18 protein-coding genes are annotated in these 22032 nt (G+C 65.3%); 7 read left to right on the top strand and 11 right to left on the bottom strand.

Annotation, left to right across the window (positions count from 1 at the left end; genetic code table 11):
* Positions 1-2: 2 nt before the first annotated feature.
* Positions 3-389: a hypothetical protein gene (locus tag GY791_11590; protein MCP4329068.1), complete on the bottom strand. Its 387-nt coding sequence runs from the start codon at positions 387-389 to the stop codon at positions 3-5.
* Positions 390-584: 195 nt separating this feature from the next.
* Here GY791_11590 and GY791_11595 point away from each other — a divergent pair, with 195 nt between their 5' ends.
* Positions 585-1049 (top strand): polynucleotide kinase, encoded by a 465-nt coding sequence (locus GY791_11595; protein MCP4329069.1) that lies wholly within the window; start codon positions 585-587, stop codon positions 1047-1049.
* A 175-nt stretch (positions 1050-1224) separates the two neighbouring features.
* The gene (locus GY791_11600) at positions 1225-2976 is read left to right on the top strand and encodes a tetratricopeptide repeat protein (protein ID MCP4329070.1); all 1752 of its coding nucleotides are present in this window, start codon (positions 1225-1227) and stop codon (positions 2974-2976) included.
* A 44-nt stretch (positions 2977-3020) separates the two neighbouring features.
* On the opposite strand, the gene GY791_11605 is transcribed toward GY791_11600, so the two are convergent.
* Both GY791_11605 and GY791_11610 read right to left on the bottom strand, forming a co-directional pair.
* The gene (locus GY791_11605) at positions 3021-4013 is read right to left on the bottom strand and encodes a quinone oxidoreductase (GenBank protein MCP4329071.1); all 993 of its coding nucleotides are present in this window, start codon (positions 4011-4013) and stop codon (positions 3021-3023) included.
* 55 nt (positions 4014-4068) lie between these two features.
* Positions 4069-4806 carry an Asp/Glu racemase gene (locus GY791_11610; GenBank protein ID MCP4329072.1) on the bottom strand — a complete coding sequence of 246 codons (738 nt, stop codon included), beginning with the start codon at positions 4804-4806 and terminating at the stop codon, positions 4069-4071.
* Between the two features lie 256 nt (positions 4807-5062).
* On the opposite strand from GY791_11610, the gene GY791_11615 reads away from it, so the two are divergent.
* Both GY791_11615 and GY791_11620 read left to right on the top strand, forming a co-directional pair.
* A complete protein-coding gene (locus GY791_11615) occupies positions 5063-5491 on the top strand; it encodes a peptidylprolyl isomerase (GenBank protein ID MCP4329073.1) in 429 nt (142 codons plus the stop codon).
* A 129-nt stretch (positions 5492-5620) separates the two neighbouring features.
* Positions 5621-6610, top strand: coding sequence for a DMT family transporter (locus GY791_11620; protein ID MCP4329074.1), 990 nt, complete (start codon positions 5621-5623; stop codon positions 6608-6610).
* Between the two features lie 12 nt (positions 6611-6622).
* Here the strand turns inward: GY791_11620 and GY791_11625 are convergent, their stop codons facing one another.
* From GY791_11625 to GY791_11660, 8 genes are all read right to left on the bottom strand, one after another.
* The gene (locus GY791_11625; protein MCP4329075.1) at positions 6623-7393 is read right to left on the bottom strand and encodes an enoyl-CoA hydratase/isomerase family protein; all 771 of its coding nucleotides are present in this window, start codon (positions 7391-7393) and stop codon (positions 6623-6625) included.
* A gap of 35 nt (positions 7394-7428) precedes the next feature.
* On the bottom strand, positions 7429-8664 hold the full coding sequence (locus GY791_11630) for an alanine--glyoxylate aminotransferase family protein (GenBank protein MCP4329076.1): 1236 nt from the start codon (positions 8662-8664) through the stop codon (positions 7429-7431).
* Between the two features lie 54 nt (positions 8665-8718).
* Complete coding sequence (locus GY791_11635; protein ID MCP4329077.1) at positions 8719-9705, bottom strand: dipeptide ABC transporter ATP-binding protein; 987 nt, start codon at positions 9703-9705, stop codon at positions 8719-8721.
* The gene (locus GY791_11640; protein ID MCP4329078.1) at positions 9702-10682 is read right to left on the bottom strand and encodes an ABC transporter ATP-binding protein; all 981 of its coding nucleotides are present in this window, start codon (positions 10680-10682) and stop codon (positions 9702-9704) included. The genes GY791_11635 and GY791_11640 overlap by 4 nt, the downstream gene beginning before the upstream one ends.
* A gap of 4 nt (positions 10683-10686) precedes the next feature.
* Positions 10687-11631 carry an ABC transporter permease subunit gene (locus GY791_11645; protein ID MCP4329079.1) on the bottom strand — a complete coding sequence of 315 codons (945 nt, stop codon included), beginning with the start codon at positions 11629-11631 and terminating at the stop codon, positions 10687-10689.
* Positions 11597-12604, bottom strand: a complete 1008-nt coding sequence (locus GY791_11650; protein MCP4329080.1) for an ABC transporter permease subunit — start codon at positions 12602-12604, stop codon at positions 11597-11599. The genes GY791_11645 and GY791_11650 overlap by 35 nt, the downstream gene beginning before the upstream one ends.
* Positions 12605-12675: 71 nt before the next feature.
* Positions 12676-14289 (bottom strand): ABC transporter substrate-binding protein, encoded by a 1614-nt coding sequence (locus GY791_11655; protein ID MCP4329081.1) that lies wholly within the window; start codon positions 14287-14289, stop codon positions 12676-12678.
* Positions 14290-14487: 198 nt separating this feature from the next.
* On the bottom strand, positions 14488-15780 hold the full coding sequence (locus GY791_11660; protein ID MCP4329082.1) for an FAD-binding oxidoreductase: 1293 nt from the start codon (positions 15778-15780) through the stop codon (positions 14488-14490).
* Positions 15781-16320: 540 nt separating this feature from the next.
* On the opposite strand from GY791_11660, the gene GY791_11665 reads away from it, so the two are divergent.
* From GY791_11665 to GY791_11675, 3 genes are read left to right on the top strand one after another with little or no spacing between them, the layout of a single operon-like run.
* Complete coding sequence (locus GY791_11665) at positions 16321-16941, top strand: peptidoglycan-binding protein (protein ID MCP4329083.1); 621 nt, start codon at positions 16321-16323, stop codon at positions 16939-16941.
* Positions 16942-16977: 36 nt separating this feature from the next.
* Entirely contained in the window at positions 16978-17571 is a 594-nt protein-coding gene (locus GY791_11670; GenBank protein ID MCP4329084.1) for a hypothetical protein, read from the top strand.
* Between the two features lie 48 nt (positions 17572-17619).
* Positions 17620-22017, top strand: a complete 4398-nt coding sequence (locus GY791_11675; GenBank protein ID MCP4329085.1) for a hypothetical protein — start codon at positions 17620-17622, stop codon at positions 22015-22017.
* Positions 22018-22032 lie beyond the last annotated feature (15 nt).

The following is a 22032-nucleotide window of genomic DNA, read 5'->3' on the forward strand; positions in this document are numbered from 1 at the left end:
CTTTATGACTTGTGCACGGCGACCGTAATTCGATCGCCATCGGCGAGGGCGCCGGCGTCTTCGGGAAATATGCCGAGGCCGGTCATTTGCTTCTGAAGGGTGACCGGCTGCGCGTTGATCGTGACCTGCCACGGTCCGCCGACACCATCGATCTCGGTGATCGCCAGCGGCACCAGGCCGGCGCGATTCGTCGACCCCTCGTTACCGCCGAGCCACTGCTCCTCGATCGAGAAATCGAGGCCCGGCGCGACGGCCGCCGCATGGTGGAGGGCATCGTGGACATGAACCGCGCCATTGGGCTGCGGCGGCAGGGTGGTCACTTTGAAAGGCAGTTCGGCAAAGATTTTCTGAGCCCCATTGCCATACTCGATGGTCAACGTCACGCTCATCGCACGTCCTCCAGGGACGCATCCAACCGGGCTCGATCATAGCCGGCCCTTCCTCACGCTCCGGTGACAAATATCGGGCTTGTCCCCGTTCCGAGGTCTGTGTTTCCCTGCGCGGACCTCGCTTCGGCGGTGATTGAGAGTGTCGCAGGCGCAAGACCAGCAGCCCGGCCAGCCAACGATTTTCGGAAACCAGCCATGCGCGACCATAAGAATTCATCGCCACGCGTGATCATCTTCGACATCGACGGCACGCTCGCCAATGTCGACCACCGCCTGCATCACCTCGAGCAGCGAAAAAAGAACTGGGATGCCTTCTTCGCCGAATCGTCGAAGGACCTGCCGCATGACGAAATCGTCTATCTCAACCGGCTGCTATGGGACGACGGCGGCAACCATATCGTCATCGTTACCGGCCGCGCCGACGATCAAAGATCGGGCACGATCGCCTGGCTCGAGCGGCACGAGATCAGGTACCACGACATCTACTTTCGACGGCATGACGATCATCGCGAGGATTCCGTCGTCAAGGCGGGGATCCTGCGGGCGATCCGGCAGCGTCATGGCGAACCCTACATGGTGTTCGAAGACCGCAGCCGGGTGGTCAAGATGTGGCGCGACAGCGGCATCAAATGCCTACAGGTGGCGCCCGGCGACTTTTGACGGTGGACGGTGAAACCCGGCCACGGCCGCCACGAGGAACCCTGAAACAACAGCGTTCATCACCACGACCGAACCGGCCCGGCGGCCGGGCGATCCTGATGTTCGCGCCGCGGAGACGTGGGATGGATTCCGCCATTGCCAATCGATACACTCCCGGCCGGAAGGGGGGACCGCCATGATCCGTCGCCTGGCGGCGATACTTGCGGCCGACGTCGTCGGCTACAGCCGTCTCGTCGGTGCCGACGAGGAGGGCACGCTGGCGCGCTTCAAGGCGCTTCGCGAAGAGCTGATCGACCCCGCGATCGCCCGCCACGACGGGCGAATCGTCAAGACCATGGGCGACGGCGTCCTCGTCGAGTTTCCCAGCGTGGTCGACGCGGTCCGCAACGCGGTCGAGGTCCAGCGGGCGGTCACCGTCCGCGAGGCGGACATGCCCGAGGACCGACGCATCGCCTTTCGCGTCGGCATCAACCTGGGCGATATCGTCATCGACGGCGACGATATTCTGGGCGACGGGGTGAACGTCGCCGCCCGTCTCGAAGGGCTGGCCGAGCCCGGGGGCATCTGCATATCCGCCGCGGTCTTCGAACAGATCAAGGGCAAAGCCGAGATCGACTGCGAGGACCAGGGCGAACAGCGCCTCAAGAACATCGCCGAGCCGGTCCGTGTCTTTCGCATCATTCTCGACAGCGGCCCGACAGCCGCCAAGGCGGCAAAAGCAAATGCGCCGGATACCGATTCGCGCAGCAAACCCTCGATCGCCGTGCTGCCATTCGACAACATGAGCGACGATCCGGAACAGGCGTTCCTCGCCGACGGGCTGGCTGAAGACATCATCACAGCGCTCTCCAAGCTGTCGGAGCTGTTCGTAATCGCCCGCAATTCGTCCTTCGCCTACAAGGGCCAGTCACCCGATATCCGTCAGGTCGCCGAGGAGCTCGGCGTCCAAACCGTGCTCGAGGGCAGCGTCCGTAAGGCCGGCAACCGGCTGCGCATCACGGCCCAGCTGATCGAGGCGGCGACCGGCCACCACCTGTGGGCCGAGCGCTACGACCGCGACCTGGCCGATATCTTCGACCTCCAGGACGAGATCACCGGCGAGGTCGTCACCGCGTTGCAGGTGCAGCTCACTGAAGGCGAACAGGTGGCGATCCGACGGCGGCAGACGAAGAACATGGCCGCCTGGGAGTCATATTCCCGCGGCCTGAACCTGCTCCGGCGTTTCAACCGGCAGGACAACGCGCGGGCGCGGGACTTGCTCGAACGCGCCGTCGAACTCGATCCGGATTTCGCCGTCGCCTGGAGCCTTCTCGGCTGGTCGCACTACAACGACGTGCGGTTCGGCTGGACCAAGGAGGCCGACGTCCTCGAGACAGCCGACGTATTCGCCAAGCGCAGCCTGTCCCTCGACGACGCGCAACCTGACGCCCATGCGGTGGTCGGCCTGATCGCCCTGATCAGGCGGCAATTCGAGGAGGCGCTGTCATACGGCGAGCGGGCGGTCGAACTGGGCCCCAATATTGCCGATTGCTATACGACGCTGGCGATGACGCTGGTCTATTGCGGGCGGCCGGAAGAAGCGCTCGGTCGGATCGAACAGGCGATGCGGCTGTCGCCGTTCTATTCCGGCTGGTATCTCGGTATCGCCGGCCTGGTGTACCGGGCGCTGGGGCGGTTCGACGAGGCCATCGCCGGCGAGAAGGAGCGGATGCGGCGCAACCCCGACAACATCTTTTCCGATTTCAGGCTCGCCGCTATTTACGAGGAGACCGGCCGCAACGACGAGGCCCGCGCCCACGTCGCCCAGGCGCTGCTCAAACATCCCCACCTGACGCTCCGGCAGATCCGCATCTCGGAGGTCTACCGCGACGATGCCCAGCTCGACGCCTATCTCGACCTGCTCCGTTCCGCCGGGATGCCTGAATAGGTCTTTGACGTCAGCGAATTCCGCCAGGCGGCAAAGCGACCGCCCTAGTCGAATGGCTTGAGGACCGTTGAACCGGTGGTGCGCCGTTCCTCGATCGCGCGATGGGCCTCGGCCACCTCGCGCAACGGCAGCACGCGATTGACGGCGATCTTCACCGCGCCCGAGCCGACGACGTCGAACAACTCTGCGGCCGCCGCCGTCATGTCCTCTCGTTTCGCCATGTAGTGCATGATCGCAGGGCGGGTCACGAACAGCGACCCGCGTGCGCCCAACTCGATGACATCGACCGGGTCGGGGGCGCCCGAAGCATGGCCAAAGCAGGCCAGGACGCCGAGCGGACGCAGGCAATCGAGCGATCCGTCAAAAGTATCCTTGCCGATCGATTCATAAACCACCGGAACCCCCTCGCCGTCGGTGACTTGCTTGACCTTGGCAGCGAAATCGTCACGCGTATAAACGACCGGATAGTCGCAGCCGGCGGCGCGGGCGACTTCAGCCTTTTCGTCGCTGGACACGGTGCCGACGATCGTGGCGCCGAGGTGTTTGGCCCACTGACACAGAATGAGGCCCATACCGCCGGCGGCGGCGTGGACGACGATGGTGTCACCCGGCTCGACGACATAGGTCCGGCGCAACAGATACTGTGCGGTCAAGCCTTTGAGCATCATGCCGGCGACGGTCTCGTCGTCGATATTTTCCGGCACCTTGAGCAGATGCTCGGCCGGCATAATACGACTTTGACTATACGCGCCGAGCGGCGGCATGGCGTAGGCGGCGCGATCGCCTGCGCCGAGTTCCGTGACGCCGTCGCCGACCGCCTCGACGGTGCCGACACCTTCGAGCCCGAGCACGACCGGCGGTGGCGGCACCGGCCACGGATGAGGCATGCCGCGACGATGGTAAGTGTCGACATAGTTGACACCGATCGCCGCGTGCCTCAACCGCACCTCTCCCGGTCCTGGATCGCCGACCGGCCATTCCTGCCAGCGGAATACCTCGGGGCCGCCCTTTTCATGGATCACCGCCGCCATGTTCATGGTCGCGCCTCCCTAAGCCGGGGATACCACGAAACCGAAGGGCCGCACGCGGGAGTTAGTGCGTGAACAGCCGGCCATAGCCGGGAATGACGTCGTCGACCCCGCCCAGCCGCAGCGCATGCCAAGCCATGGCCAGATTGCTCGACAGCACGGGTTTGCCGAGTGCCTCTTCCGCCGGCCCTGCGACCGCATTGACCTGCAGGCTGGTGCACGACACGAATACGGCATCGACGTCGTCGTAGGCGCCGAGTTCCAGCGCCGCATCGTGGATCGAACGCTGGGATATACGCGCCGCGACGTTGTCGCTTTCCTCGCTGAACGAGCCCGAGACCGGCACTGCAATGCCCCGCGCCTCGAGATACGCTCGCATCATTTCGTTGACCGATTCGGCATAGGGCGTGAGCAGCGCGATACGCTCGATGCCAAGCGTCTTGAACCCGGCCTGGGCGGCGGTGATCGGGGTCGTACAGGCGACGCCGGGACGCTCGGCGCGGATCAGCTCGAAGACCCGGTCCTCGCCTATGGTCATGGCGCCTGAAGTGCAGCCGTAGGCGACCACGTCGAGGTCGACGCCGGGCAGGATCAGGCTGGTCGCCTTGCCGATTTCGTTGGCCATCGCGGCCAGCGTTTCGGGGTTTATCGTCGGCGAGTTGTAAAGCCTGGCGCCATAGACGGCGACACCGTCGCGGTTCATCACCAAACGCCATTCGTGCTCGACCGTGTGATCCGATGCGAGCACCAGCAATCCGATCTTGGCGCAGTGGCCGATCGGCGGGTCGAGCTCATGAGCCATATGAGTGCGGATGATGCGCTCGTCGCTTTGCGGCTTGAGGGCTTCATTCATTGCCTGACCTCCCCACTGCGAACGTTTCAGTATAACTCGATTCCGATGCCCACGGCGACAGCTACCGCGACCCGCCGTTTCCGGCCTTCGGCCGCACGGTAGAGTCGCGCGAAATCGCATGCTAGGGTCGCCGCCGTCGCGCCAATTTCCGTTCTCGTCCGATCGCCATCACGTTTTTCGCCCGTATTGTGGCCAAGGAGGTTCCATGTCGCACGCCAAAGCTGGAGACACCGTTAAAGTCCATTATGCCGGCAGCCTCGCCGACGGTACCGAGTTCGATTCTTCGAACGGCCGCGAACCTTTGCAATTCACCATCGGGGCCGGACAGGTGATCCCGGGGTTCGACGCCGCTGCGACAGGCATGGCGGTGGGCGACAAGAAAACGGTCGAGATCCCCTGCGCCGATGCCTACGGCGAACACGATTCGAACCAGGTCCAGGAAGTCGACCGTGCCCAGATTCCGGCCGAGATCGATATCAGTCCCGGCGCGCGCCTCCAGGCCTCGGCCCCGGACGGCGCCCAATTGGTGCTGACGGTGGTCGCGGCGGACGACGACAAGGTCACGCTCGATGCCAATCATCCGCTCGCCGGCAAGGACCTGACCTTCGAGATCGAAATGGTGGCAATCAGTTAAGTTATTGCGTTTGAAAGCGTTTCTCGAGATCGAGGTATGAGGTTCGGCGAATAACGCCGCGCCGACCGGCCCGCGTCGATGACGATGCGTGCCATCGGCCAGGTAATTCTCGCGCATTCGTCGGCGGTCATGATAACAAGCTTCCGGTTGGCCGGCCGACGACCCCGCCGGCGCAGGGAGGTATTCATCGATCCGGCGACCGCCCAATCTCAGCCTAGCCAAAACTACCGCGCCGGCGTCTTGTTGGTGTTGCTGGGCGGCACCGCATCGTCGAGCATCGGCGTCTTCGTTCGCCTCATCGAGGACGCCACCGCATGGCAGCTGCTGTTCTACCGCTCGATCAGCCTGACCCTGTTCCTGATATTGGTGGTCGCGGTGCGAAATCGGGGACGGGTATTGGCGGTGTTCGACGGGTTCGGTCCGGCGACCATGATCGGCGGGGTCGGCCTCGCCCTGGCCTTCTGCGGCATCGTTGTTTCCATCCAGGTGGCGCCCGTCGCCAACGCCATGTTCCTGCTCGCCGCGGCGCCTTTCCTCGCCGCAATCCTGGGCTGGCTGATCCTCCGCGAACGCGTCGCCCCGGCGACCTGGATCGCCATCTTCACCGCCTTCGCCGGCGTCGGCGTCATGGTCGCCGAAGGCCTGTCACTGGGCTATCTGTGGGGCAACGTCGCCGGCTTCGTGGCCGCCCTCGGTTATGCGCTGTTCGCGATCGGGCTGCGCTGGGGCCGGGTCGGCGACATGCTGCCCTGCGCCGTGTTGGCCGGGTTCATCGGAATCGTCGTCGCCGGCGGCCTTTGCCTGATCGACGGGTCGGGTATCGCCCTCGACTTCCGCGACATGCTGCTCGCGCTGACCATGGGAGTCGCCCAGCTTGGCCTGGCGTTGGTGTTCATCACCACCGGCTCGCGTTCGGTGCCGGCCGCTGAAATTCCATTGATCGGCTTGGGCGAGGCGGTCTTGGCGCCGCTCTGGGTATGGCTCCTTCTCGGCGAGACCGCTGGGATCTTTACGCTGCTCGGCGGCGCCTTGGTCTTGGCGGCGATCGGCGGCGACGCCCTCGCCGGCATCCGCCGCAGCCGCGCCCGCGGGGTCGTGCGGGAACCGCAAGTGTCATAAAACGCGATTCGTTCAACGACGGGCGAAGCGTTCGAGGGTTGCGGTGAATTCCGGGCTCTCGAAGGTGAGCGCGCCCTGGTCGCCGTCCATGTGCTCGGCGAGCGGCGCCAGCGCCAAAGCGAAGGCATCGACGGTCTTTTTCGTCATCCGTGCCGGGGTGACGGGCATCGATGCCGCCCGCTCGGCCAACGCGACCGCTCGATCGGCCGCTTCGCCGTCGTCCGCCGCGTCGTCGATCAGACCCCATCGCAGGGCCTCGTCGGCGGCGATGCGCTGGCACAGGATCGCCGCCCGCTTGGCCCGCGCCGGTCCGACCAGCGCGGTGAGCCTTGGGATGGCGCCCCAACCGAGGTTGAGGCCGATTTCGATTTCCGGCAACGTGACGAACGCGCTACGGCCCATGACCCGCCAGTCGAGCGCCAACGCCAACGCCAGTCCGCCGCCGACGGCGTAGCCTTCGATCGCCGCCACCGTGCATTGCGGCACAGCGGCCCACGCCGCGCACAGCCGATTGCCGGCGCGGATCGTCGTCCGCCATGCCTCGAGCGTTTGCCCGTCGGCGCGGCGCCAGCCTGGGTCGCGAAGGTCGAGGCCGGCGGTGAAGACCCCGCCGCCGCCGGTCAGCACGACACCGCCACAATCCCGGTCACCGGCGACGGTATCGGCCGCTTCGGTGAGTTCCTCGATGAGCGCCAAGCTGAACGCATTGCGGCAATCGGCGCGTTCGAAGCGGACGATCGCGACCGCGCCCGCGCGTTCGACCGTGACGTGCTTCGTAGCCATTGTTTCCTCCCTGATCGCCGATTGGGCTTCGAGCACTACGCGCCATAGACCTTGTAGGCGGCATCGGCGCCGGCGCCGGCGGGCGGCGCGTAGCCGTTGCGGCGCAACACCACTTCGAGCGCCGACAGGCAGCGCAGGATGTTGGCCTTGCGGCAGACGTGGCCCATGGTGCCGATACGCCAGATCTTGCCGTGCAACGGCCCGAACGAGGTGCCGATCTCGATGCCGAAATCGGTCAGCATCTCGGCCCGTGCCTTGTCGCCGTCGACGGCGCCCGGGATATGGACGCCGGTCACGTTGGCCATACGGTGGGCCGATTCGCCGTAGAGTTCCAGGCCCATCGCTTCGAGCCCGGCACGGATGGCGTCGCTGGCCAAGCGGTGACGGGCGAACCCGTCCTCCAGCCCCTCGCGCAGGACGATGCGCGCGCATTCCCGCGCCGCATAGAGCATGGTCGTCGATTCGGTATGGTGGTTGAGCCGTTGCGGGCTCCAATAATCCATCAGCATCGGCAGGTCGAAATAGTTCGATTGGATGCGCGGCCCGCCGCCCTCGTCCTGACCGCTGGCGCGGATACCCTCCTCGACATGCTTGCGTGCATTGACCGCGTCGACGACGCGCTGGTTGATCGTCGTCGGCGCCGAGCCGGGCGGACCGGACATGCATTTCTGCAATCCTGCGGTGACCGCGTCGAGCTGCCAGCCGTCGACCTCGACGGGGTTGCCGCCGAGGGTCGCGGTGGCGTCGACATAAAGCAGGGCGTCGAACTCGCGGCAGATGGCGCCGGCCTCGGCCAAAGGCTGGGCCATGGTCGTCGAGGTGTCGCCGTGAACCAGCGCCACCACCCGCGGCCGGTGCGCGCGGACGGCGTCGCGGATCGCGTCGCCATCGAACACCGTGCCCCAATCGGTCTCGATGGTCGCCACTTCGGCGCCGCAACGCTCCGAGATCTCCTTCAGCAGATGACCGAAACGGCCGAAGATCGGCACCAGCACCTTTTCGCCGGGCGTGATCATCGAGGTCAGGCAGGCCTCGATACCGGCGCGGGCGGTGCCGTTGACCAGAAATGTCCAATGGTTGCCAGTCCGGAAGACCTGGCGGTAGAGCGCCATGACCTCGTTCATGTAGTCGCAGAACTGGGGATCGAACTGGCCCAGCATCGGCGCCGACATCGCCCGCAACACGGCCGGGTAGACATCGACCGGGCCCGGCCCCATCAGCAGCCGTGGCTCCGGTTCGAGTTCGCCGAAAATTTCCACGCTATCGCTCATTCCTTGTACCCCTTTGTCCGGCCCGGCAGCTTGGGTCAGAAATATCGGCGTAATCTACGCTTTGGTGGCGGACTCTTCGAGCCCCGCCAGAACCGTCTCGGCGTGGTGACAGGCGACTTCGCGCCCGGCGATTTCGCGCATGTCCGGACGCTCGGTGCGGCAACGGTCGGTGGCGTGGCCGCACCGGGTATGGAAGGCGCATCCCGAAGGCGGGTCGAGCGGCGACGGAATTTCACCGTGGAGCGCCTGGCTGCGGCCGCGCCGCGTCGGATCGGTGGACGGCGTACTGGCCAACAGCGCCCGCGTATAAGGATGGGCCGGCCGCGCGAGAATCATCTTCGCCGGCCCCTGCTCCGCCGGCCGGCCGAGATAAAGCACCAGCAATTCGTCGGCCATGTGCCGTACCACGGCGATGTCGTGAGAGATGAACAGATAGGCCAGATCATAAGCGTCCTGGAGATCCTTCAACAGATTCAGAACCTGGGCCTGAATCGACACATCGAGGGCCGACACCGGCTCGTCGGCGACGACGATACGCGGGCGCAGCATCAGCGCACGGGCGATGGCGATGCGCTGCCGCTGGCCGCCGGAAAACATATGGGGGTAGCGGTTGAGGTGCTCGGGGCGGAGCCCGACCTGGGCGATCATCTCCTCCGCCCGGCGCCCCCGCTCTGCGGCGTTCAAGGCGCCGTCGATGACGAGAGGTTCGAGCACGATGGCGCGCACCTTCTTGCGCGGATTGAGCGACCCGTAGGGATCCTGAAACACCATCTGGACCTCGCGCCGCAAGGCCCGACGCGCCGACCGGTCGGCGGCCACGACGTCGCTGCCGGCGATCTCGAGGCGGCCCGCGGACGGCGGTTCGATCATCGTCACCAACCGCGCCAGGGTCGACTTGCCGCTGCCTGATTCGCCGACCACCGCATAGGTGCGGCCCGGTGTCAGCGACAAGCTGACGCCGTCGACCGCGCGCAGCGGGCGCCGCTTGATCATATAATCGCGGCCGAGATCCGCCGCGCGCAACAACGCGCCACCGTTCATGGCGCCTCCTCGCCGTCGGCGGCGAGCGGAAAAAAGCAGCGGACGGCGTCATCGGCATTGTACTCGAGCCCGGGTTGGACCGTACGGCACCGTTCCTCGGCGAGCTTGCAGCGGGGATTGAACAGGCATCCCTCCGGGCGGTCGCCGGCCCCCGGCACGACGCCCGGAATGGTCGGCAGACGTTCGGCGCCGGCACTCTGTTCGGGCAGGGCATCGAGCAGGGCTCGGGTATAGGGATGGCGGGGGCGATCGAACAGGTCGCCGACGCTGCGCGCTTCGACCGGCTGGCCGGCATACATCACCGTCACCCGCTGAGCGGTTTCGGCGATCACGCCCATGTCGTGGGTGATCAGTACCAAGGCCATGCCGGTATCGCGCTGGAGGTCGGTCAGCAGGTCGAGGATCTGGGCCTGGATGGTCACGTCGAGCGCGGTCGTCGGTTCGTCGGCGATCAGCAGGCGGGGATTGCAGGCGATCGCCATCGCGATCATCACGCGCTGGCTCATGCCGCCGGAAAGCTGATGGGGAAAGGCACGGAGGCGCTGTTCGGGAGACGGGATGCCGACCTGCGCGAGCAGGTCGATGGTGCGCGCGCGGCACGCCGCCCGGGTGCCGCCAAGATGGGCGCGGAGCGCTTCGACGATTTGGAAGCCGACGGTGAAACAGGGATTGAGGCTGCTCATCGGCTCCTGGAAGATCATCGCCATGTCCTTGCCGATGATGCGCCGCCGCGCCGCGGCGGGGAGGCCGAGCAGGTCCTGGCCGTCGAAGACCATGCGGTCGGCGCGAATACGGGCCGTCGATTGCAGCAAACCCATTGCCGCCAGCATGGTGACCGACTTGCCGGAGCCGGATTCGCCGACGACGCCGAGAACGTCGCCGGGGTCGACACTCATATCGACACCGTCGACGGCGCGAAAACTTCCGGCGAGGGTCGGAAACTCGACCGACAGGTTGCGGATTTCGAGCAGCGCCATCGTTTCAGCTTCGCTTGAGCTTGGGGTCGAGCGCATCGCGCAGCCCGTCGCCCATGAGATTGAACGCCAGCACGGTGACCAGTATGGCCAAGCCGGGGAAGGTGACCACCCACCACGCCCGCAGGATGAATTCGCGGGCGTCCGCCAGCATGGTTCCCCATTCCGGGGTCGGCGGCTGGGCGCCCATGCCAAGGAAGCCGAGCGCCGCGGCGTCCAGGACCGCCGATGAGAAGCTGAGCGTCGCCTGGACGATCAACGGCGGCATGCAGTTGGGCAGCACCGTACTGAACATCAGGCGCAGGGTCCCGGCGCCGGCGACCCGGCTCGCCGTGACATAGGTCTTTTGCATTTCGGTGAGCGCCGACGCGCGGGCCAGCCGGGTGAAGTGCGGGACGAAGACGACGGCGATGGCGAACATCGCGTTGATCAGACCGGGGCCGAGGATGGCAACGATGACCAAGGCCAGCAGCAAGCTCGGGACGGACAGGATGACGTCCATCACCCGCATGGTGACGAACTCGGTGACCGGCCGGAAGAAGGCGGCGGTCAGGCCGAGGACAATGCCCAACGACAGCGACAAGGTGACGACGACGCAGCCGATCATCAACGAGAACCGCGCGCCATAGATCAGCCGCGACAGGATGTCCCGGCCGGTGGCGTCGGTGCCGAGGAGAAACGTCCAGCTCCCGCCCGCCTCCCAGACCGGTGGCTGGAGGAGCGCGTCGCGATACTGCTCGTTGGGCGGATGGGGCGCGACCAACGGCGCGAAGATCGCCAGCAGCGTTATGATCGCCACCGTGACCAGGCCGGCGACCGCGCCGCGATTGTCGCTGAAATAGTACCAGAACTCGCGCAGCCACGAAGGTGGCGCGGAATCGGCGCGGCCGGTCTGCGCGGACGATTTCAGGGCGTCGTCAGCCACGACGGATCCGCGGGTTGATGAGGCCATAGAGCAAGTCGACAATCAGATTGACGATCATCACCAGGCTGGCGATCAACAGCAAGCCGCCCTGGACCGAGGGATAATCGCGGCGGAAGATCGAATCGACCAGCCATTTGCCGACCCCGGGCCAGGCGAAGATCGTTTCGGTCAGGATGGCGCCGGCGAGCAGCACGCCGACCTGTAGGCCGATGACGGTGACGACGGGTATCAGCGCATTGCGCAGCGCATGCAGCCCGACCACGCGAGCCGGCCGCAGCCCCTTGGCGCGCGCCGTCCGCACGTAGTCCTCGCCGAGCACTTCGAGCATCGCCGAACGGGTCTGCCGCGCGATCACGGCCAGCGGTATGGTGCCGAGCACGATGGCCGGTAGGATGAGATGATGGAGGGCGGACAGAAACGCGCCCTTCTGATCGGACAGCAGGGTGTCGATAAGCAGGAACCCGGTCACCGGCTCGATATAGTAGAGAACGGCGATACGGCCGGAGACCGGGGTCCAGCCGAGATAGCCGGAGAAAAAGATGATGAGCAACAGCCCCCACCAGAAGATGGGCATCGAATAGCCGGTCAGCGCCACCCCCATGACCGTGTGGTCGGCCACCGAGCCACGGCGAACGGCGGCGAGCAGGCCGGCCGGCAGGCCAATCCCGATGGCGAATATGATCGCCGTGACGGAGAGCTCGAAGGTCGCCGGGAACAGGGTCAGGAATTCGTCGAGGACCGGCCTCCGCGTGACCAGGGATTTGCCCAGATCGCCGTGCAGCAGGTTCCACAGATAGCCGAGATATTGTTCCGACAACGGCTTGTCGAGGCCGAGCCGGGCCATCAACTCGGCGTGGTGTTCGGGGGACAGCCCGCGCTCGCCGGCCATGACCTCGATCGGATCGCCGGGTATCAGATGGATGAAGGCGAATCCGATCAGCGTGACGCCGATGAAGGTCGGCAAAATCAACAGTGACCGGGCCGCAAGATAGCGCAGCATGGCGGGGCGCCGGCGCCGCGGCCCCAGCGAAACAGATCAGGCGTTTCGTCGGGGCCGCGCTACCTGGGCGCTTATTCCTTCAGGTCGACCCCGTAGAAGACGTGCCCGCCGAGGGGATCGATGCGGAAGTCGACGACGTCGTCGCTGACCGGCTTGAACACCACCGAGTGGGCGATCGTTACCCACGGCGCCTCTTCCTTGAAGATCAGTTGGGCCTGCTCGTAGAGCTTGGTCCGTGCCTCGAGGTTGGGTGTCGCCTTGGCTTCGAGGAGCAGATCGTTGAACTCCTTGTTGCACCAGCGCGCGCGATTGGCCCCGTCCTTGGCCGCCTCGCAACCGAGCAGGACGAACAGGAAATTGTCCGGATCGCCATTGTCGCCGGTCCAGCCGAGCAGCACCGTATCGTGCTCTCCGTTCTTGGATCGCTTGAGGTATTCGCCCCATTCGAAACTGACGATCTCGGCATCGACCCCGACCTTCTTCCAGTCCGCCTGGATCATCTCGGCCATGCGGCGCGCGTTAGGGTTGTAGGGCCGCTGCACGGGCATCGCCCAGATATTGGTTTTCAATCCCGACACCCCCGCTTCCTCGAGTAGCTTCTTGGCCGCCTCGGGATCATAGGGGTAGTCGACGACATCGTCGTTGTACGACCAAATCGTCGGCGGGATGGGGTTCTTGGCCGCCTTGCCCGCGCCCTGGAAGACGACGTCGATGATCGCGTCCTTGTTGACCGCCATGTTGAGCGCCTTGCGTACGCGTTTGTCGTCGAACGGCGGCTTCTCGGTATTGAAGGCGAGATAACCGACGTTGAGGCCTTCCTGTTCAAGGACGTTGATGCCGGCCTCCTTCTTCATGGCATCGAGGTCGGCGGGGTTGGGATACGGCATCACCTGGCATTCGCCGGCCTTGAGCTTCTGGTAGCGCACCGAAGCATCCGGCGTAATGGCGAAGATCAAATTGTCGATCGGCGCGGCGCCGGCCCAGTAATCGGGATGGGCCTTGTAGCGGATGACCGCGTCCTTTTGATAATTGACGAGCTGGAAGGGTCCGGTGCCGACCGGGTTCAGGTCGACTTTCTCCGGCGTTCCGGCGGCGCGCATCTTGTCGGCATACTCGGCCGACAGAACCGAGGCGAAATCCATGCCCATGTTGGCGATGAAGGGCGCCTCCGGCTTGTTGAGCACGAACTTGACGGTGTTGTCGTCGACCTTGTCGACCGATTTCAGAATATTCGGCATATCCATCGAGATGAAATATTCGTAAGAGCCGCCCGACACCAGGTGATCGGGGTGGTTGGGGTCGAGCTGGCGCTCGAAGGTATAGACGACGTCGTCCGCATTGAAATCGCGCGTCGGCGTAAAATCGTCGGTGGTGTGGAACTTCACGCCCTTGCGCAGGTCGAAGGTGTACTCGAGGCCGTCGTTGGAGACCGCCCACGATTCGGCCAGCGCCGGGACGATGTTGGTGGTGCCGCGCTCGAACTCGACCAGACGGTTGAAGACGTTGCGCGAGGATGCGTCGAACGTGGTTCCGGCGGAGAACAGCGACGGGTTGAACCCTTCCGGGCTGCCTTCCGAACAATAGACCAGGTTCTTCGCCGACGCGCTGCCGGCCAAAAGGCCGCCCGCCAGCATGACGGCGACCGCCAAGGTGCTCACCGGGAATGTCTTGTTTGGGCGTTTCATCGTGCCTCCCTCTCGCATGCGATATCGGGTTTGTTCCTTTCGGCGGTCCGGTGACCGCTGATAATCTGAGACTCAGCACACATGGGATTCGCGAAACTGTCAACGGTGGAATGACGGCGCCGGGGGTAACTTCGTGCTGCACCGCCTGAGCGCCATGCCGGCGATCGACGGACCGCCGATCGGCACCGCTGCGGCGGGCTATCCGAACAATCGCATGCGGGCGTGGAAATAGAGGTCGAGAAGCGGCAGCATGCGGCGATCGCCGGCGAGGAAGGGCACGGCGGGAAAATCGACGCCGTCGAATGCGGTATCACCTTCGGTCGTGCCGAGAACCTTGTGGGCGATGCGATAGCCGAGATAGGGCGCCATGGCGACGCCGGAGCCGCAATAGCCGAGCGCGTAGTGGATGCCGTCGCGGACGCCAAGATGCGGCATGTCGCGCCGCGTATAAGCAATGTGCCCGGTCCAGCTGTGCGTGATCCCAACGCCGTCGAGATCGGGCATGAGTCCGATCAGGTAGCGGTAGAGGCGGCGGCCGGCGCGCTTGGGGTCGATCGCGTGGAGCGCCGCGCGGCCGCCAAATAGAATGCGCCGCCCGTCCGGCGACGGCCGATAATAGCCGTGAACCGCCCTGTCCTCGACGATCATGCTGCCGCTGGGAAACAGGGCCTGGACCCGGTCGGCGGGCAGTTCTTCGGTGGCGATGATATAGCTCGACAGCGGAATGATGCGTCGCCTCAACGACGGCGTCGCGGCGCCGGTATAGCCGTTGGTGGCGACGATGACCGCGCCGCCGCGGACTGATCCGCGACCGGTTTGGATGACGAACCCGGAGCCGTCACGGGTCACCGTGGTGACCGGTGTCGCCGCCGCGACGACGGCGCCGGCGGCGCGGGCCCGTTCGAGCAAACCGTCGTGGAACAGACCGGGATGGAGGCCCCCATGGCGATGATAGACGCATCCGCCATGGTAGAAATCGGTCGCCACGTGCCGGCGCTGTTCCGCGCGCGGCGCCATATCCGCGTCGAGGCCGATCTTGCGGCGTAGCAGGTCGATCTCGCGGGCCGCCGGCTCGTAATCGACCGCGCGGCAAATGCCACGAAACCGGCCGGTACGGCGGAACTGACAGGCGATCTGCTCGCTCTCGATCAGAGCCGTCGTGAATTCCAGCGCATTGCCGCCTTCGCGCAGGATGGCAACCGCCCGGCTCTCGCCGTAGCGCGCCGCCAGCGAAGCGAAGCTCAAGCGGTGACCGCTGCCGATCATCCCGCCATTGCGCGAACTGGCCCCGGCCCCGGAATCTCCCGCCTCGCACACCAGGACGCCGCGGCCCGCCCGCGCCAAGGTCAAAGCCGCCGACAAGCCGGTGTAGCCGGCGCCGATGACCACGACGTCGACCTCGGGCGGCAATTCCGCGGGAACGACGGCGCGACGGGGCGCGGCCTCCCACCACCACGGCGTCGTCTTCAATTCCTCGTCACAAACAGACACCTTGCGCCTCGGGTCAGGTCATTGTCACACCAAGCTCCCACGCCGTCGCCGTACACTGGATTCTAGAGTGTTATGTGTTCATGTAGAATCAATTCTGTTGCGGGTTGGGCGCGGCGGCCCGCAAGGCGCCGTCCGAAACGCGATGCCGACGCATCGGGTGAGGACGGCAACGACGCGGAGGCCCGCCCGAACGCAACCCTGTCGGGCCGGGGCCGTTTTCGCCATGACGGCGTCAACCGCCTCGACCGCATTCGGGATGTGCTCCGCGGCGATTTTCTGGTCATGGCGAGAAATGCCTCCGGCAGAATGGTGCTACATGAACGCATAGCGCTTTGGACTTGGTCCAGCAAAGAATGTTGAACAGAAATAGGTCTTTAGCTTGCGTTGGGACGCCTTCGTCGGGCATGATGCGGCCGGTTGGCGGGCGTTAATAAGGGTATTGCTTCAAGGGAGACGACAGGCTTCCGCTGTCATCGGGCACGGAACGGAATCGTTTTGCGGCGGTCCACCCAAAATCCTACTGGAGGGAAGGAGTAGCAAATGAACCGGTTTGCGGTAACGGCCATAGGTCTCATGCTTCCCGCGGCGAGCGCGTTCGCGGCGGCGCCGGCGGCGATCGAGACTTGTGACGAACGGTGCGCAACCTCGCGGCCCGCGCCGGTCCAGGTCGCCACGATCTCGTATTTGCTGATGGCGCGCGGCGTCGATGCCGCGGCGCCCGTATCGCCGCCTTCGTCGCTGATCCGTGTTCAGGCGACCGAAGAGCTGCCGCCCGCCCCGGAGGAAGAGGCGGCCGCGGCCGAAGGCGCCAAGCCGCCACCGAATTGGGAGCCCAACGGCGACATCATCCTGAGCGTTCAACGCACCTTAACGACCTTGGGATACGATCCGGGACCCTTGGACGGCGCGATGGGACCGAGTACCACACGCGCAATCCGAAGCTATCAGGATGAGAGAGACATCGAGCAGACCGGAGAAGTCACCTACGAACTGGTCCAGCGCCTGGAGGCCGAACTCGAAGGTCAGGGCGGCTCCGAGGCTGTTCAGGAAACCACCGAATCACCACCCCCAGGCGCAATCGAGGAGCCGGAGATCGTGATTACCGACGATCCTTCGACTTACGACCTTGGTGACCTGGAGGATCTCAACACGTTCGATTGATCGTGCACGACCAAGTCAAAATCGGGAGACGATGTGATGACTACTAAACCTGGCACCGCCAGGCGGTGGGCCAAGGGCGCGGCGGTTGCCTTGGCCGGTTTGTTCGCCGCCACATTTGTTTTCGGCATTACGCCGGCGGCGATTGCTCAGACCGAGCAACAGCAACCCGCTGCCGCCAAGGACGGCGAAGACGGCAACGGCGAGATCACCGGCGATCGTAAATCACCGCTATTGTCGATCCAGCGCGAGCGCGAGCCCGTGGTCGTCCCGGTCGCCTGTGCCGAGGGCATCCAGAAGGACGTTGAACTTCAGCCCGCCGATGCGTCCGTGACCTTCACCTTCAACTGTCTGTGCAGCGAGGATGCGAACGGACTGAAACAAGCGATGATGCGCTATAGGGACGACTATCTTCGGGTCTACCGTGGCGAGATCAAGCTCGACGACATGGGCACGGCGAGCGACTATTTCTCCGAAATCGCCTTGCCGTTTTCTAGCGACGGCAAGGGCGGCACCGCGCTGACACTGCTGTTGGAGCCGGGTCAGAAACAAGAGCGGACACTCCACTGTTACACCTCGGAGGATTTCAAGATCATCGACGATTGGGCCAAGTACATCATCTTCGGCAACTAAGCGTCGGTGGGCGAATAAGCAGATTGGAGTTGCGGTGGTGACGGCGTAATGCAACGCGGCATCGCATTCTGGCTTCGCACCCTAGTCGCATTGACGGTGGCGATGGCGGCCGGGAGCCTGTCGGCGAACGCTCAAACCTCGACGACCGGGGCCTCGGCTCCGGTTTCGCGGAGCGGAGACGCGCGCGCGCCGTACGTCGTTCCCGACATCATCGAGCCGCCACAGGCCAAGCGCATACGGGTCTCCGCTCGGCCGGTGGCCCGCGGCGAGATCGCAATTTTCGATCCCATCGCCATCCGGGTGGGACCGTTGCGGATGGCGCCCAAAGAATCGGGATTCCCCGATTTGCTGGCCCTGTATTTGAGCGCGACCCGGCAAAAACGCGACATCGAGGTGCCGCCTGCGACCGAGATCGCGGTTTCGGGTTTGCGCGCGCCGCCCGACGCGATCAGCATCAGCGCGCCGTTGGTCGTCGGCGCGGCGATCGAGCGCACGGAGGCCACACCGCCGTCAATCGGCAATTTGGTCGCGCTTCCGGTCCTGTCGGCGAAGCGGCAATTATCCGACCTGGATGTCACCGATCCGGAAACGCTTTCGGTTGCCGCACAGCGCGGCGTCCCGGGAACGGTCGCGGTCGGGGATCCGGTCCTTGCCGATGTCGCCGCTAGCCGCCGGCCACTTTCGGTCGCCGACGCGGAGGCGGCAATCGCGGCCTGCAGATTTGAATCGATACGCAATCATCTTCGGCGCCTGGTCGGCATGAGCGATCAGATCGACCGGGACGGCCGCAAGGTGGTGGCCGAGTTGTCACGGCTCAATCGTGCCAATACCGCGTTCGAAACCGCGCGCCTGCGCTATGAGGAAGGCAAGCTCGACGAAGCCAAGACGCTGTTGGTGTTGGCCGAGCAGACCCATTGCGAAGAGCGCGAGGCGGACGTCGAAGCCGCCTTGGCCAAGATCGAGCGCCTCAACACGGTCCTGGCCCAGGTCGACCGTGCGATCGAGGCCTGCAATATCCCGGCCTTGACCTCGCTGCGCCAGCAACTCGCCGGGCAGACCCATGTCTTGCTAACCGGACGCGTCGAGACCCTCGAGAGCATGGCCGAGCCGGCGGCGATCGCGGCGCAAAAGAGCGCGGCGGCGGGAGCGGCGTTGGTCGCCGGCCGGCTTGAGCAGGCGGCGACGGATCTCACGGAGGCGGAGCAGCAACTCGCAAGCATTACCGATGTCCAGCGTTGTCTGGACGTGCGTCAGACCGTCGCCGAGCAGCGCCGGGAAGTGGATCGGCAAATGACACTGGTCGCCAGTGCCGACGGTTCGGTTGCGGCATGCGACATCAATGCGATGACCGCCCTCAGCCGCCGGCTCGAAGCGGAGACCGGTAGCTTGCTGACGAGTAAGAAAGCGGCGCTCGACGCCGTCAATACGCCGGCCGCCGCGGCCCGCGCGTTCGCCACCGGTGCCCGGGTACCGTTCGAAAAGGGTGAGATCGATGACGCCGAGGCGATGCTGCGCGATGCGGAATCGCGCCTCGCCCTGATCGAAGACCTGCAGCTGTGCCCGTCGATTCGCGACAGCGTCGCCCAACAGCTGGCGGAGATCGATCGCGTGGGCAACCTGGTCGTCGATGCTGACCGGGCAATCGCCGCCTGTGTCGTCGCCGATCTCGGCGACATCGGCGATCGCCTAGTGAAAGAAGAGCACATCTTGCTCACCGCCCGCGGCGGCACGATCGGCAATATCGATGACGCGGTCGCCACCGCGCGCCGGCTCGCCGACACGGCGGAGAACCAGTATGTCGAGGGCAATCTCGATGCCGCCGAGGCACGCGCCAACGAGGCCTTGGCGAGCCTTGCGACGATCGCCGAAATGACCCAATGCGCGCCGATCCGGACGCAGGTCGCGAACCGGCTCGACAGCATCACCGACGTCCGCGGAAAACTGGCCGGCGCCGACCGCGCGATCGCCGCCTGCAACGTGCCGGATATGAGAGCCTTCGCGGCCCGGCTCGAGGGCGCCGATCACACCCTCCTGGTCGCCAAGCGCGCCGCCCTGCTCGACATCGGCGCCCCGGTGGCCGATGCCAACACGCTCAACGACGGTTCGGTCGACCATTATCTTGCCGGACGGCTGGACGACGCCGAACAGACGCTGAAAGACGCCAGCGACCGATTGGCGCGGATCGAGTCGTGCGCCCCGCTCAAGGAACAAATTGCTCAGCGCTTAGGCAAGATCGACCGCATGCGCACGGCCCTGTCCCGCGTCGATGAGGCGATTGCGGCCTGCGAAATTCGGGCGATGACGGCCATGGGGTTACAATTGGAAGGTCACGGCCATACATTGCTGGCCGGCCGCCTGACCCGGATAGCCGCCGTCAACACGCCGGCGACCGCGGCCCATAACCTTAGCGAACGGGCGCGCTCCGCATTCGACGCCGGCGACCTGTCGACCGCGGCGATCGCCTATAAGGCGGCGGCCGAAGAGCTCGCAAAGATCGAGGACAATTTGTGCGACGGCATGCGCACCGGCGTCACCTCCCAACTGGCCACGATCGAAACGACATCGCAAACCCTTGATCAGGTCGAACAGGCGGTCGCCGCCTGCAGCCTGCCCGATCTCCAGGCCGTCGGCTCGACGCTCGAGGGCCAGACCTATGTTCTCCTCGCCCAGGCCGGCAACCGCGTTGCCGCCATGGCCGACCCCCTGTCGGAGGCCTTGGCCTCGCTCAAAGAGGCCGGCGAAAATTACGAGACCGGCAACCTGGACCGGGCCGATAGCCGGCAGCAACGGGCCGCCGATGCGCTGTCGCGGATCAACGGCGCGGTGTGCGGCCAATTGCGCCAGCAAGTAACCGCAACCGCCCAACAGATTGGCAACGTCCGCGGTCTGCTCGCTGACGCCGACCGGACCATGGCTGCCTGCGGTACCGAGGATTTGGACAGGTTGGCGGCGCGGCTCAGCTCGGTCGATCACCGCTTGCTACGCAGCAAGCAAGGCGAAGTCGATTCGTACTTTCGGCCTGTGAGCGCGGCGTGGAACCTGGGCGACGCCGCAAAACAACAGTATTTCGAGGGCAATATCGACATCGCCGAGGCGCGCCTCGGTGATGCCCGACGCGAGCTCGCGGAACGGCCCGAATGCGTCGCCATGTTCGAGCAGATCGAACGCCGAGCGGACCGCATCGAAATTTTACGCAAGACGCTGAAATATGTCGATGGAGCGATCTCGCTCTGCCACATTCCGGCCATGACCTCGATGAGTCGGCAGCTCGACGGACAAGGCCATGTTCTGTTGCGTAACACGAAGGCCGCCCTCGACCGGGTCATGGTCCCCGCTTCGACCGCCCAGCGGCGCAACGACGAAGCGTGGCCGCTATTCGAGAATGGCCAGCTGGTGGCGGCGCAGACCAGGCTTGAACAGGCGCTCGACCAATTGGACCAGATCGCGCAGATCGATCGCTCGCTTTGCCTGCCCCTGCGGCGCGAGATCGAGTCCCGCCTCGACGAGACCGACCGCGTGCGCAGCACTTTGGTGCTGGTGGATTCCGCCTTGTCGAGCTGCAACCACGGCGACATCGACCTGCTGTTGGCCAATCTCACCAACGCCAGCCACGTGTCCCTGGTTCGTGGACTTCAGGACCTCAAGGCGGGCCGTCTGCGGTGCGGATTGAGCGACGCCGAAAAGTTGGCCCAGGCCGAGGCGACCTGCCGCCAGAAACACTCGAACAGCATTGTCGATGAGTTCAATCCACAGACCGGCCGTTATACTTGCGTCTGCCCGAGCGACTACATGTGGGACCCGGCAAACGCCGCCTGCGTGAGCCAGGATGCGGTGCGCGAAGCTTCGAACCGGGTCTGCGAATCCGGTTATCCGAACAGCGTCGCCGTGCACATCCGCGGCCCCAACCAATTCGAGTGCAATTGCCGCGACGGCTACGTCTGGAACCAGGACGAGACCGGATGCGTCAGCGCCGACGTCGTGGTCCAGGATGCCGTCGCCATGTGCGCCAAAGAAGGCGGCTATCCCGCGGAAATCGAAGGCGCCGACCGTTTCACCTGCTGTCCCGACGGAACCGTCTGGAACCGCGCCCGACGCGAGTGCGTGCCGGCCGACGACGTTGGCGCCCAGGCAAGCGGCGGTGACCCGCAATGCCGCTGGGTGGCGAACACCGGCAGCGTTGTCGGCGACGATTACATTTGCACCTGCGATCAGGCCGAGCTGTGCGGACCGCCGCCGGCCTCGTCAGGTGTATCCGAGGCTCCCGCGGCCACCGAGAGCACGACCGCCGCTGCCGCCACCACGACCCCGACCACCGACGGCGATGACGGCGGCGAACCGGCCACCGACGGCGCCGACACCGTCCCGACCGCCGCGCCGGCGACCGGAGGCGAACCGGAGGGCGGCTTCGTCGACCGGGTCAAGAAAATCTTCGGCAACATTTTCTAGAGCGCTGATCGTTCG

This window comes from Alphaproteobacteria bacterium, assembly GCA_024244705.1.
Taxonomy (GTDB): domain Bacteria; phylum Pseudomonadota; class Alphaproteobacteria; order JAAEOK01; family JAAEOK01; genus JAAEOK01.

Excerpts from the sequence above, each read along its gene's own strand:
- GY791_11670 (MCP4329084.1), top strand. The coding sequence starts at position 16,978 with ATGACTACTAAACCTGGCACCGCCAGGCGGTGGGCCAAGGGCGCGGCG.
- GY791_11620 (MCP4329074.1), top strand. The coding sequence starts at position 5,621 with ATGATAACAAGCTTCCGGTTGGCCGGCCGACGACCCCGCCGGCGCAGG.
- GY791_11600 (MCP4329070.1), top strand. The coding sequence starts at position 1,225 with ATGATCCGTCGCCTGGCGGCGATACTTGCGGCCGACGTCGTCGGCTAC.
- GY791_11625 (MCP4329075.1), bottom strand. The coding sequence starts at position 7,393 with ATGGCTACGAAGCACGTCACGGTCGAACGCGCGGGCGCGGTCGCGATC.
- GY791_11645 (MCP4329079.1), bottom strand. The coding sequence starts at position 11,631 with ATGGCCTCATCAACCCGCGGATCCGTCGTGGCTGACGACGCCCTGAAA.
- GY791_11675 (MCP4329085.1), top strand. The coding sequence starts at position 17,620 with ATGCAACGCGGCATCGCATTCTGGCTTCGCACCCTAGTCGCATTGACG.
- GY791_11640 (MCP4329078.1), bottom strand. The coding sequence starts at position 10,682 with ATGGCGCTGCTCGAAATCCGCAACCTGTCGGTCGAGTTTCCGACCCTC.
- GY791_11635 (MCP4329077.1), bottom strand. The coding sequence starts at position 9,705 with ATGAACGGTGGCGCGTTGTTGCGCGCGGCGGATCTCGGCCGCGATTAT.
- GY791_11665 (MCP4329083.1), top strand. The coding sequence starts at position 16,321 with ATGAACCGGTTTGCGGTAACGGCCATAGGTCTCATGCTTCCCGCGGCG.
- GY791_11655 (MCP4329081.1), bottom strand. The coding sequence starts at position 14,289 with ATGAAACGCCCAAACAAGACATTCCCGGTGAGCACCTTGGCGGTCGCC.
- GY791_11595 (MCP4329069.1), top strand. The coding sequence starts at position 585 with ATGCGCGACCATAAGAATTCATCGCCACGCGTGATCATCTTCGACATC.
- GY791_11615 (MCP4329073.1), top strand. The coding sequence starts at position 5,063 with ATGTCGCACGCCAAAGCTGGAGACACCGTTAAAGTCCATTATGCCGGC.
- GY791_11590 (MCP4329068.1), bottom strand. The coding sequence starts at position 389 with ATGAGCGTGACGTTGACCATCGAGTATGGCAATGGGGCTCAGAAAATC.
- GY791_11630 (MCP4329076.1), bottom strand. The coding sequence starts at position 8,664 with ATGAGCGATAGCGTGGAAATTTTCGGCGAACTCGAACCGGAGCCACGG.
- GY791_11610 (MCP4329072.1), bottom strand. The coding sequence starts at position 4,806 with ATGGCTCATGAGCTCGACCCGCCGATCGGCCACTGCGCCAAGATCGGA.
- GY791_11650 (MCP4329080.1), bottom strand. The coding sequence starts at position 12,604 with ATGCTGCGCTATCTTGCGGCCCGGTCACTGTTGATTTTGCCGACCTTC.
- GY791_11605 (MCP4329071.1), bottom strand. The coding sequence starts at position 4,013 with ATGAACATGGCGGCGGTGATCCATGAAAAGGGCGGCCCCGAGGTATTC.